This is a genomic window from Glycomyces rhizosphaerae (assembly GCF_042647865.1).
In the GTDB taxonomy this organism is placed as follows: Bacteria; Actinomycetota; Actinomycetes; order Mycobacteriales; family Micromonosporaceae; genus Glycomyces; species Glycomyces rhizosphaerae.
The window spans coordinates 1,036,745-1,048,622 of the sequence record NZ_JBHRWO010000021.1 but is presented as its reverse complement, the minus strand read 5'-3'; the positions used below and the strand labels follow the sequence as shown (position 1 = coordinate 1,048,622).

The 11,878-nt window shown below is 68.3% G+C and carries 9 protein-coding genes; 1 reads left to right on the top strand and 8 read right to left on the bottom strand.

Translation table 11 applies throughout. The features are described from left to right. The 8 genes from ACFO8M_RS25045 to ACFO8M_RS25010 all read right to left on the bottom strand — a co-directional run. Window positions 1-496, bottom strand: a 496-nt coding sequence (locus ACFO8M_RS25045; protein WP_387980577.1) for a BNR-4 repeat-containing protein, incomplete at its 3' end; no start/stop codon positions are given. Window positions 497-633: 137 nt separating this feature from the next. Further along, on the bottom strand, window positions 634-2,820 hold the full coding sequence (locus ACFO8M_RS25040) for a rhamnogalacturonan lyase family protein (protein WP_449267477.1): 2,187 nt from the start codon (window positions 2,818-2,820) through the stop codon (window positions 634-636). Between the two features lie 158 nt (window positions 2,821-2,978). Next, window positions 2,979-4,277, bottom strand: coding sequence for an RICIN domain-containing protein (locus ACFO8M_RS25035; protein ID WP_387980576.1), 1,299 nt, complete (start codon window positions 4,275-4,277; stop codon window positions 2,979-2,981). 292 nt (window positions 4,278-4,569) lie between these two features. Then, complete coding sequence (locus tag ACFO8M_RS25030) at window positions 4,570-5,571, bottom strand: LacI family DNA-binding transcriptional regulator (protein ID WP_387980574.1); 1,002 nt, start codon at window positions 5,569-5,571, stop codon at window positions 4,570-4,572. A 73-nt stretch (window positions 5,572-5,644) separates the two neighbouring features. Next, window positions 5,645-7,267: a glycoside hydrolase family 53 protein gene (locus ACFO8M_RS25025; RefSeq protein ID WP_387980572.1), complete on the bottom strand. Its 1,623-nt coding sequence runs from the start codon at window positions 7,265-7,267 to the stop codon at window positions 5,645-5,647. A gap of 104 nt (window positions 7,268-7,371) precedes the next feature. Then, the gene (locus ACFO8M_RS25020; protein WP_387980570.1) at window positions 7,372-8,250 is read right to left on the bottom strand and encodes a sugar ABC transporter permease; all 879 of its coding nucleotides are present in this window, start codon (window positions 8,248-8,250) and stop codon (window positions 7,372-7,374) included. A 3-nt stretch (window positions 8,251-8,253) separates the two neighbouring features. Next, window positions 8,254-9,675 carry a carbohydrate ABC transporter permease gene (locus ACFO8M_RS25015; RefSeq protein WP_387980569.1) on the bottom strand — a complete coding sequence of 474 codons (1,422 nt, stop codon included), beginning with the start codon at window positions 9,673-9,675 and terminating at the stop codon, window positions 8,254-8,256. 12 nt (window positions 9,676-9,687) lie between these two features. Beyond that, the gene (locus tag ACFO8M_RS25010) at window positions 9,688-10,998 is read right to left on the bottom strand and encodes a sugar ABC transporter substrate-binding protein (RefSeq protein WP_387980567.1); all 1,311 of its coding nucleotides are present in this window, start codon (window positions 10,996-10,998) and stop codon (window positions 9,688-9,690) included. A 296-nt stretch (window positions 10,999-11,294) separates the two neighbouring features. On the opposite strand from ACFO8M_RS25010, the gene ACFO8M_RS25005 reads away from it, so the two are divergent. Then, the gene (locus ACFO8M_RS25005; RefSeq protein WP_387980565.1) at window positions 11,295-11,843 is read left to right on the top strand and encodes a CBM35 domain-containing protein; all 549 of its coding nucleotides are present in this window, start codon (window positions 11,295-11,297) and stop codon (window positions 11,841-11,843) included. Window positions 11,844-11,878 lie beyond the last annotated feature (35 nt).

Genomic DNA, 11,878 nt, shown 5'->3' with positions numbered 1-11,878 from the left:
GTGAGTTGGACACGGCTCCGAAGCTCGAGGCGGACCAGTTCGCGGTCGTCGGCGAGGTCGCCAGACCCGCGATCGACTTGCGGTACTTCAGGATCGAGTTGTGCATGTCGAAGGAGAGGTGGATCGTGCCGTCTTGGCCGGAGATGCCGATCGAGATCGTATTGTGCGAGTCGGTCGAGGTCGTCCGGTAGTCGGTGAGGCGGATGGTCTGCCACGAGGCGGCGGCGGTCGCCCGGCGGGCCAGGTTGACGTAACCGGGCTGGTCCCACCAGGCCGTGTACTGCCAGCCGTCGAACGTCGTGATGCCGTCCTGCTGGAACGACTCGCCGTTCATGTAACCGGTGTAGGTCAGCGCCGTACGGCCGTCGGTGGTGAGCGTGGTGAGCGACGGCGATCCGAGCGACGGCGCGGCCGCGGACGCCGGGGCCGCGGAGAAGCCGAGCAGTGCCGCCGGCGCGGCGACGAGCGCCGCGCTGATGGCGGTGCGACGTTTCATCTAAGGGGCCTCCTTGTTGTAGGCCTTGCGATGCCGTGCCGGCGGCCGCGCGGACGGCCGCCGGCTGGGAAAATGGATCGAGCATGGTCACCGCATGCCCCGGGCGCTCCGGCACAGGCGCCCGGGGCCGCGGGGTCCTATGGGGTGTGGATATCGGGCCAGGGATAGGAGGCCACGTCGCCGCCGATGTAGAAGCTCGGGTGCGGCGGCTGGTTGTACGCGGTGTTCTGCCAGGCGATCGCGACCCGGTACTGGACGTCGTGCATCAGCGTCGCGATCCGCAGGTTCGTCTGGTGCGGCGTCGCGTAGATCCGCAGCGCCGAACTGTCCGAGGTCTTCCACACGACCTCTTCACGCCAGTCACCGAACAGGTCCGCCGACAGCGCCGGGGTCGATTTGGTGCCGTTGTTCGAGGTGACGCCCGATCCGCTCAGGAGCGTTCCGGACGGGTAGTTGGTGATCTGGGTGCCGTCGAGCAGCTCGCGCTCGCCGTCGCCGTCCCACCAGGACAGGAAGTTCATCGAGCCGGGCTTCGACCCGATGTTCTGGCCCGAGGCGTTGAGCAGGCCGCCGACGTTCGCCGACCAGTACTCCGCGCCCGGGTTGGAGGCGAGGACGTTGGCGGCCACGCCGCGGCCGTTGTCGCCGCTCGCACCGGTCTGGAACATGACCTGGCCGTTCGAGCCGTTCAGGTGCGAGGAAGGCTGGTTGCCGGCCTCGTGCACCATGAAGACCTCCTGGCCCGCGCGGCTCGGCACGAAGTCCGAGACGTGCAGCGCGTCCCCGTGGCCGAACCGGGTGTTCCACAGCGCCTGCCCGTTCGAGCCGACCGCCATGGCGCCGTATACGACGTCCTGGTTCCCGTCGCCGTTCAGGTCGGCGATCGAGAGGCTGTGCGCGCCTTGGCCCGCGTACTGCGATCCGGCGGTGTTGGAGTCGAAGGTCCAGCGGGTGGTCAGGTCGGTGCCGTTCCAGTCGACCGCCCAGATCACCGAGCGCGTGTAGTAGCCGCGGGCGAAGATCATCGACGGGGTCTCGCCGTCGAGGTAGGCGGTCCCGGCGAGGAACCGGTCGACCCGGTTGCCGTAGTTGTCGCCCCAGCTGGAGACGTTGCCGCGCGGCGGGTTGTAGTTGACGGTGTCCATCGCCGCGCCGGTCTGGCCGTTGAAAACCGTCAGGAATTCCGGCCCGGTCAGGATGTAGCCGTCGCCGTTGCGGTGGTCGGCGCTGGCGTTGCCGATGACGGTGCCGACGCCGTCGCGGGTCCCGTCGGCGGTCTTCATCGCGACCTCGGCCTTGCCGTCGCCGTCGTAGTCGAAGACCTGGAACTGCGTGTAGTGCGCGCCCGAGCGGATGTTGCGGCCCAGGTCGATACGCCACAGCCGGGTGCCGTCGAGCCGGTAGGCGTCGATGATGGTGTTGCCGGTGACCCCTGCCTGCGCGTTGTCCTTGGCGTTGGAGGGATACCACTTGACGATGTACTCGTAGTCGCCGTCCCCGTCGAGGTCCCCCACGCTGACGTCGTTCGCCTCGTAGGTGAAGCCGCTGGCGGAGGGCCGCTGGATCGGGATGTTGAGGTAGCCGCTGGAGTTGAACACCGCTTCAGCACCCGAAGCCGCTCCTTCAGCCCCGTCGACCACGGTCCGCACCGTGTACTGCGAGGACGAGGAGCCGCTGGTGTCGAGGTAGTTCGAGGCGCCTGTCAGGGGTGAGCCGTTGAGCTTGGTGCCGTCGCGGTAGACGTTGAACGCCACATTGGACGGATCGGTGCCCAGCAGCCGCCACGAGACGAGCCGCCCGCTGCCCGAAGGCACCACGGTCACGCCGCGCGTCAGCTCCTCGACCTCGTAGCGGCCGTCGCCCTGCTGGGGCGGGGCGCCGTCTTCGAGCTCGACGTAGTCGATGTTCGCCAGACCGGCTGCGGTGGAGGCAGACAGGCGGACGGTGTTCGACCCGGCGCTGACCGGGATCGTGACCGTCTTGGTCGACCAGGTCGTCCACGCTCCGGTCGCAGGGAAGGCGCTCGCGGCCTGCACGGTCGCACCGTTCACGACGATGTCGGCCGAGCGGGCGTCGGTGCCGCCGTGGGCGTATCGGATCGCGAGCGTCGCGGTGCCCGCGCTGGCGGCGTTCACCGTGAACTGGTTCGCCGCGCCTGCGGCGTTGTTCGAGTTGCAGAACCCGCTGCCGGAATAGCCGGCGTGGTTCGTGTCGATGGTGCCGTCGCAGGTGGCCGGGGCGCTCTCGGCTTCATACCGGACCGTGGCGGCGTCGGCGGCGTTCAGCGTGATCATCGTGGCGGCCGCGGCCACGAGGCCTATCACCGCCGCAGCGGGGGCTCGCAAGCGTCTCGCCCGTCGAGAGGTGGGCTGGTGCATGTTCACTCCATGTCAGATGGTCGTGGGGACGCGCGCCGCGACGGTGCCGGCCTTGGCCGGACGTACCGCCGCGGCGGGCGGTTGTATCGATCCAATGGCGAGGGTCAGACAGCCTGGCGGGTGAAGCGCTGGTTGGCGCTGCCGTTGGGGGTGTACTGCGAGACGCGCGCGCCGTCGGCGGTGGACCTCTCCCAGACGTCCATGGCCAGGCCGCTGGAGCGGTTGATGAGGCTGACCGTGCCGTCGCCGTTGTCGGCGACGCGCCACTGCTGGCTCGTGGAGGTGCTTTCAGGCTGCTGGGTGATGTCGGCACCGCTGCTGTTGCTCGCCGCTTGGAGGACCAGCCCCGAATGGCGGGCCTTGATCCGGAAGTGGCCGTCCCCCGCGTCGACGAACGCGAAGTCCTGGTTGGTGCGGCCGGTCGGCGCCCACTGGATCAGCCGTGCGCCGGCCGCGGTGGAAAGCGCGTCGATGTCCGCGTACTTGCCGCTGTGCTGGGCGATCAAGCGGTAGTTGCCCGTGGGGCTGGGCGTGTCGCCGAGCTGGGACTCCCACCGGGTGTTCGACCCGGCCGCGTCGGCGGGCAGGCGGTCGCGCGCTGCGGTGTCGCCGTACATGGTCCAGCGCGCCCAGTCGATGACGGTGTTCGGGAACCGCTGGTCGCTCCAGAAGCTGGTGTGACTGCCGCCGACGAAGGTGAGGAACGCCTTGGGCCAGGTCATCTCGGTGTACGCCTGGCGCGCCGAGGAGTACGACGTGGTCGAGTCCCTGTCGCCGTGGACGAAGAGGACCTTGGCGTTCACCGAGGCCGCGGGGTTGCCCATGTCCACGCAGGACTGCGGGTTGGCGGAGACGATCCGGCTGTCGGGCCAGGAGGTCAGCAGCCCGTGGGTGGTCATGCCGCCCAGCGAGTGACCCGAGACGCCGACGCCGATGCCGGTGTTGATGCGCCCGGCCAAGGGTCCGCTCGCGTTGAGCGCGAGCGTGTTGGTGAGAATCTGCGAGACGTCCTTGGAGGTGTTGCCGTTGTTGACGTCGGTGAAGTTGTGGTTGAAGTGCGGGGCGGGGACGACGAAGCCCGCCTCGGCGAGCCGCCGGATGATGAACAGGGAGTTCTGGGGGCTGCTGCCGTAGCCGTGGGTGAAGTTGTAGACCGGGAAGACGCCGTTCGCGGCGGGGGCGTCAGTCACCGGGCTGCCGCCCGCGGTGCCGGTGGCCGGGTAGTAGACATAGGTGGTGCAGGGACGGCTGCCGCGGGTCCAGTTGTAGCGGCGCACGCCGACGGCGAACGGGGTGGAGGGGGCGGGGTCGGCGAGCGCCGGGCCGCCGCCCAGGAGGGCGGCGCCCGCGCCGACGGCCGCCATGGCGCCGAGGCCGAGGAAGGTCCTGCGCTGCATTGACATGGGTACTCCTTGAGTGAGGTTGCGGAGAATGGCGTCCCCGGCCGCCCGCGTTGCGGTGCGCTTGAACGGCACGGCCGAGCCGTGACAGTGCGGGCGCCCGAGGCGTCGCCTGGGGACTTCGTGTCAAAGAGGCCGTTGCCGGGGCGGCCCCGTTCGTGTCGACACCCTTCCGGACGAAGGGCGTCAGTTTCCATGGAAGCGGTTACAACAAATTGAATTATATGGATAAATCGATACTCGGTCAAGCCCTCCGGCAAGCGCTTGTGAACGTTTTTCCCAGGGCCGATGCGGCTCAGGCGGAGCCGCGGACGACCAGCTCGGTCGGCAGCACCACCGACTCGGCCGGCTCACCGTCGAGCAGGGCCATGAGCATTCGCACGGCCTCATCCGCGACCTGGTCGAGCGGCTGGCGGACAGTGGTGAGCATGGGGCTCGTCGCCGCGGCGATCGCGGAGTCGTCGAAACCGCCCACCGCCACATCGCCCGGAACGGCGCGGCCCGCCCGCTGGAGGGCCTGCAGCGCACCGGCCGCCATGAGGTCAGAGGCGACGAAGACCGCGTCGAGCGCCGGGACGCTCTTGAGGAGCGCGGTCATGGCCCGCTCACCCCCGGCCTGCGTGTAGTCGCCGTGCACCACCATGCGCTTGGCGACCTTGCGGCCGAGCACACTGGTGAACCCTTCCATGCGCAGTGCGCCTCCGGGAGTGTCGAGCGGACCGGTGATCATGCCGATCTTCCTGCGCCCCTGGCCCACGAGATACTCGGTGATCAGCCTGGCGCCGCCGCGGTCGTCGGCGGCCGCGTAGCGGATCGCACTTGTGCGGCCCAGGACCGCGCCGCAGGCCACGGCCGGGACGCCGCTGCGCTCGACGGCCTCCAGCAACGGGTCGCCCGCGTGGGTCGAGATGAGCAGCGCCCCGTCGGCGTGGCCGCCGCGCAGGTAGCGGGCCACCCGGTCGCGGCCGCCGTCGTCACCGGCGATCATGAGCACCAGCGACATGTCGCGGTCCGCGAGCCGGTTCGTGGCCGCGCGCATGAGCACCGAGAAGTTCGGGTCCTCGAACAGGCGCTCCTGCGGCTCCGACAGCACCATGACGATCGAACCCGTGCGGCTGGTCTTCAAGCTCCGGGCCGCCCGGTTCACGACATAGCCCGTGTCGTTCACCGCGCGGCGCACGGCGACTTCCGCGGCGAGGGAGACGTTGGGCAGTCCGTTGAGGACACGGGAGACCGTGCCGCGCGAGACGCCCGCGGCCTCGGCCACGTCATGGATCGTCGGTCGTTTCCGTTCCAAGTGCTGCAACGCCTCCTCGAGTTCCGGTCGATCATCGAAGGGGCCGCCCGCGGGAGGCGGGCGGCCCCGGGGTTCACGCGGTTCGCACGAGGCTCACCGAGTCGAAGTTGATCCAGTTGCCCGCGTTCGCGTTCGAGTAGAACCCGATCTCGATCTGCCCGCTGGCGACCTGGATGCCGGTGATCGACACCTGCGTCCAGGCCGAGGCCACCGGCAGGTTGGCCTGCCGTTCGGTTCCGCCGTGGTTCTTGGCGTACATGCGCGCGGCGTTCTGGCCGCCGCCGTTCATGATCCAGGCGGTGAGCGTGTAGGTCCCGTTCGGGACGCTTCGCGACTGATATGTCGAGACGGTGTACGCGGTGCTCTTCCAGTGCGTGAACTTGGCGACGCCCTGGTGGAAGCTTCCGCGTGTCTCCCGGAAGGCGGCGTCGGTGTTCGTACTGGACTGCGCCCAGACGCTCCAGCCGGTCGCCGTTCGGCCGCTGCCGGACTCGAAGCTCCCGTTGGTCAGCACGTTCTCGCCGGTGCCGGGATCGCCGCCGCCGGTGACCTCGCCGAAGAAGTCCAGCGTGGACAGTTTGTTCCCGTTGTGGTCGAACAGGGTCTGGTTGTCCCAGGAGTTGCTCTCGCCGGCCTGGTCGTTGATGTAGGACATGCCCGAGGGCTTGGCCCAGCTGGTGTCGCCGGTCCACGCCGCCTCCCACCAGACCAGGCCCCGCCCGCGGTCGTTCGGCACGTCGGCGATGGCGTCCTGCAGGTCGCGCAGGAACTGCGTCTGGCCCGCCACGGTGGCGGGATAGCCCGATTCCTGGGCGTGGCTGCTGGTGAAGATGTTGCCGCGACCGTCGCCGTCCGCGAGCGTCCAGGCGTAGGCGGTCTCGACGACCATGACGTCCTTGCCGTAGCGCGCGGACACGTCGTTCATGTTGCCGCGCAGCTGACTCATGGTGCCGTGCCAGTACGGGTAGTACGACATGGCGATGATGTCGTACGGGACGCCCTGCGCGCGGGCGTTGTCGAACCAGGTGCGGTAGGCGGCGTTGTTGCCGCCGCGGTCGAGGTGCAGCGCGATCTCGATGCCGCTGCCGCCTTCGTGGACGCCCGCGATGCCGGCCTTGAGCAGGCCGCCGAGCTGCGACCAGTTGGAGGTGCTGCCCGTGGGCTGCAGCATCCCGTTGGTGATCTCGTTGCCCACCTGGACGATGTCGGGCTTCGCGCCCGCGGCGGTCATCTGCGAGACGACGTCACGCGAATAGCTGCGCACCGCGGTGGTCAGCTGGCTGTAGCTCAGGTTCTGCCAGGCCTTGGGCTTGATCTGCTTGCCCGGGTCGGCCCAGAAGTCGGAGTAGTGGAGGTCGAGCAGGACGTCCATGCCGAGGGCCTTGGCGCGCTGCGCCAGCGCGATCGTCTTCGCCAGGTCGTTGGTGCCGCCGCCGTACGGCTGGCCCGAGCTGCTGTACGGGTTGTTCCACAGCCGCAGCCGCACCAGGTTGGCGCCGCTGTCGGCCATGATCTCGATGGCGTCGCCTTGCACGCCGTCGTCGTAGAAGCGCTCGCCTGCGGCTTCGACTTCGACGAGCGTGCCGATGTCGACGCCCATGTAGAAGTCGTCTCGGACGGCCTGGGCCGGGGAGGCCGTGGCGAACGCGACGAAACTCATGGCGACCGTCAGGGCCACCGCGATCATCCGTCTCATGTGTCGCTCCTTTGCGATCGGTGGGACGGGCGCCGAGGGGCGACCGCTCCGGCGGCACGGGGCCGCCGCCGAAGTAGAACGGGCCTGTTGCGGCCGTTGTGGTCTCATCCCTTTTCCGCGCCGGCCATGGCTCCGGTGACCAGGTGGCGCTGCAGGACGATGTAGAGGATCGTGATGGGCACGGCGAGGACTACCGCGCCGGCGGCGAAGGTAGTGAAGTCGTTGCTGTACTGGTCGGTGATCATCTGGAACAGGCCCAGGGCCACGGTCTGCTTGCCGCTGCTCTGCAGCAGCAGGCGAGGCAGGATGAAGTCCATCCACGGCGCCGTGAACGACGTGATGGCCACGAAGGTGAGCATCGGCCGCATGAGCGGCAGCACGATCTTCCGGAAGATGGTGAGCCGTCCCGCGCCGTCGAGCGCGGCGGCCTCGTCGAGGCTCGCCGGCAGGTTGTCGGTGTAGCCCTTCATGAGCCAGGTGTTGTAGGGCAGGGCCGCGGCGATGCTCACCAGTGCGAGACCGGTGAGGGAGTCGAGCAGGCCGAAGTTGAGGAACAGCATGTAGACGGCGATCGCGGTCAGGAAGCTGGGGAACATCTGGAGGATGAGGATCCCGAGCATGCTGGCCTTGCGGCCCCGGAACCTGATGCGGGCGAACACCCACCCGCACAGGGCGGAGAGGCCGACCGAGCCGACCATGTTGAGCGTGGCGACGTAGAGCGAGTTGAGGTACCAGCGCCCGTAGTTCGTCTGGGTGAACAGGTGGACGTAGTTGTCGAAGGTCGCGTTCTCGGGGATGGGTGTGGCATTGGCCAACCCCCCGCCGGGGCCGAACGAGGAGCCGACGACCCACATGAGCGGGTAGATCACGATGACCGCGACGATGACCAGGACGAGGTGCATCAGCGCGCCGGCGGCGGCGGCGCGCACACGCTGGCGGGGCTCCGAGGGGCGGCCCCCGGTTTTCGCTGGAATGGCGGCCATGGGTCAGAGCTCCCGGATCGCTTTGGTGCGGTTGAGGTTCACCACGGAGATGGCGCCGACGATGACGAAGATGACCAGGCTCATCACCGCGCCGATGTTGTAGAGGCGGTTGTCGAGCGTGAGCTTGAACAGCCAGGTGACGAGCAGGTCGGTGCTCCCCGCGAAGCGGTAGTCCACATTGTCTGGTCCGCCTTCGGTGAGGAAGTAGATCACCCCGAAGTTGTTGAAGTTGTGCACGAACGACAGGATGATGAGCGGCGTGACCGTCCGCTGGACGATCGGCATCGTGATGTAGCGGAACTGCTGCAGCGGCCCGGCGCCGTCGATGCGGGCGGCGTCGTAGTAGTTCTCGGGGATGTTCGCGAGGACACCGCCGACCAGGGCCATGAAGAACGGGAACCCGAGCCACAGGTTGACCAGGAGCGCGATCGCTCGTGCCAGGTTCGGGCTGGTCGGGTCGGTGAACCAGTAGACGCGCTCGTCGGTGATGCGCATGTCGACCAGCCACTGACTGACGGGTCCGAACTGGCCGTTGAACATCGAGCGGAACACCAGCGCGGAGACGATCGCGGGCACGGCCCACGGCAGGAGGAACACCGAGCGCCACAGACGCGGGAACCTGACCCGCTTGCTCGCCAGTATCACCGCGATGAGCAGCCCCGCCGCGTACGTCGTGACCGTGGCGATCACCGCCCACACGATCGTCCAACCGAGGATGTCCACGAACGTCGAGGCCCACGAGGGGACGGCGAAGATCGTCGCGAAGTTCTCGAAGCCCACCCAGCTGACGAGGTTCTTCGGCGGCAGGTTGTCGCGGCTGTAGTCGGTGAACGCCACGAGGATGCCGAAGAGCACCGGCAGCACCGACATGAAGACCAGGAGGATCAGACCGGGTGCGAGCGCGATGAAGGCGAAGGCGCTCTCCCACAAGCGCTTGAAGTAGTCGACTGACGTCTCGGCCCGGCCGCCGGAGTTCAGCGCGGTCCGGTAGCGGGCCGCATCGCGGATGCTCCAGATGCAGATGATCGCGAGCAGCGCCAGCGTCAGGAGCGCGATGAGGCCGTTGGCCATGAGGACGATCGAGTTGTCGCCCTCGGTGAGGCCCGTCATCGTCATCTCGCGCGGCTGCGTGCCGAGCGTGAACAGCCCCCACAGGCCCCGGACGAAGAACCCGCCGTTGAGGCGCGGCGTGAACTCCATGCCGGCGTAGTAATTGCCGCTGGCGATCTCCCAGACGACCGTGCCGGCGAAGAACGCGAAGAAGAACGCGGCCTTGCCGGCCTGGCGGTTGATGAGCTGGCCCGCGCCCCACACCAGCGCCGAGGCGAGGCCCGGTATCGATGGGTGAAGCCCGGGGCCCGCCCGGCCCGGACCGCGCGGGGCGCGGGCCCGGACCGGGGCTGCGGGTGTCTCAGTGGTGGTCACAGCGGTCGGTTCCTAGAGCCCGTGCAGTTCGTTGTAGGTCGTCACGGCCTTCTCCTGGGCGGCGGCGGAGTCGGACAAGTCGTCCCACACGTCGACGACCATCGCGTCGCCGACCTCCCAGAAGTACTCCGGCACCTGCGGGATGAGTTCGGCGTTGGCCGACTGCGCGACGATGCCCGCCACGTGCGGGTCGTCCGCGATGCCTTCGATGCCCGAGAGCAGGTCCTGGTTGAGCGCGGGGATCTGGCCGCTCGAGGCGTAGACGGCGGCGGCACCGGCGTCGGAGGCCATGAAGTTCGCGAAGACGCGGGCCGCGGCCGGGTACTCGGAGTACCCGGAGACGGCGGCGACGTGCATGCCCGCGAAGGCGCCGGGGGTCTCGCCGCCCGCGGTTCCGGGGAGGGTGGTCACGCCGTACTCGAAGCCGTTCTCGGCGGCGCCGGTGTCGAAGAGCGAGAAGCTCCAGGGGCCGGTGATGACGTACGGGGTCTCGCCCTTGGCGAAGCCCTCTTCGATGACCTCCCAGGTGCTGTCGGCGCTGGGCACGTTGTAGATGTCGCGCAGGCCGCCGTAGTAGTCGAGCGCGGCGGTCAGCGCCGGGTCGTCGAATCCGGGGTTGTCCGGATTGCCGTCGGGGTAGACCTGCCAGCCCATGGCGGAGAGGATCGGGTAGGCGCGGTAGATCTCCATGGTGGACATGCGGATCGTCCAGCGGTTGGCGCCTGGATCGTTGTATTCGGCGGCGAGCGCCTGGATCTCCTCCCAGGTGGTGGCGGGCTCGGAGGAGCCGGTCAGCTCTTCGAGGAGTGTGGTGTTGTACATGAGTCCGAGCGATTCGGTGGTCACCGGGACCGCGTGCATCTGGTCTTCGGCGGTGACGACGCTGGTGAAGGCCTCGCTGATGCGCTCGTTCAGGACGCCGGTGTACTCGCCCAGCGGGGCGGCGGTGCCGTCGTCGATCGCGTTGGGGATCTCGTTGTAGAAGGTCATGAAGACGTCGGCGCCGGTCCCGGCTTCGCCGGCCAGGGCCATCTTGTCGACCGCGTCGTGCTTGCCGACGAGCTCATACTCGATCTTCATGTTCGGGTACTCGTCCTTGAACTCCTCTTTGAAGGCCGCGATGACGGCCTCGGCGAGGTAGTCCTCTTCGAACCAGACCTTGAGCGGCACTTCGCCGGAGGCGATGGCCTCCTCGATGACGTACTGGCCGGCCTCGGCGTCCCACTCCAGTTCGGAGGACTGCTCCTCCTCGGCGGGTCCGCCGCAGGCGCTCAGGCCCAGTACGGCCACCGTCGCCAAGGCGGCAACTCTCTTGCCTCGCATGGTGTGTCCTTGTCTCAGTCGAGGGATGTCGGCGCCGGAGCGGCGTCGAACTGTGAACGTTTACATCAACCTAGCGACATGCATCACTGAAGACAAGGCGCTTTTGCACCTTATATGGCATTTAGGAAAGGATTGTTACGATAAAATGATGGCGATTTCCAGATCACGATCATGGTCGAAAACGCATACCTGCACCTGGCTAGGTTGCGTGCACGTTCACAACTTCTGACGCGAACCCCGGCGCCCTGAGCAGTGCCTAGCGATCGGGCGCGATACCCCCTTGGACCCGATGCCGCTTGCGGTGCCCGTCGTCGAGCGGCTGGGCCAAACGCGAACTCACTGGCATCGCGCTGTCGGCCGGGACCGCCACGGTCACTGTGACCGGCGGGAGCGGCAACCTCGTCGCCGACCAGTTCTCGCTCGTCGGACAGGGCGGGGCCGATCCCGGCAGCGCGACCCGCTACGAGGCCGAGGGCTCCGGGGCGACCTGCACCGGCGCCATCGACGGCAACCACTCGGGCTATTCCGGGACCGGATTCTGCAACGGCGACAACACCGACAGCGCCTATGCCGAGTTCACCGTGCAGGCCACGGCCGCCGGGACGGCGACGCTGAACCTCCGTTATGCCAACGGCGGCACCACCGGAAGACCGGGCGACCTGATCGTGAACGGCACCCGAGTGGAGACGACCCCGTTCGGGTCCACCGGCGCGTGGAACACCTGGACCACCCGGACCGTCACCGTCCAACTGCGCGCGGGCGCCAACACCGTCCGATGGGACCCGACCACCGCGAACGGTCTGCCCAACATCGACTACCTCGACGTCGCTCAAGCGAGCGGCTAGCAACACCCGGCGGCGTCGGTGGCGCGCAGGCGGAT

Coding starts and splice junctions, on each gene's coding strand:
- ACFO8M_RS25035 (WP_387980576.1), bottom strand. CDS start 4,277: ATGTCAATGCAGCGCAGGACCTTCCTCGGCCTCGGCGCCATGGCGGCC.
- ACFO8M_RS25025 (WP_387980572.1), bottom strand. CDS start 7,267: ATGAGACGGATGATCGCGGTGGCCCTGACGGTCGCCATGAGTTTCGTC.
- ACFO8M_RS25010 (WP_387980567.1), bottom strand. CDS start 10,998: ATGCGAGGCAAGAGAGTTGCCGCCTTGGCGACGGTGGCCGTACTGGGC.
- ACFO8M_RS25020 (WP_387980570.1), bottom strand. CDS start 8,250: ATGGCCGCCATTCCAGCGAAAACCGGGGGCCGCCCCTCGGAGCCCCGC.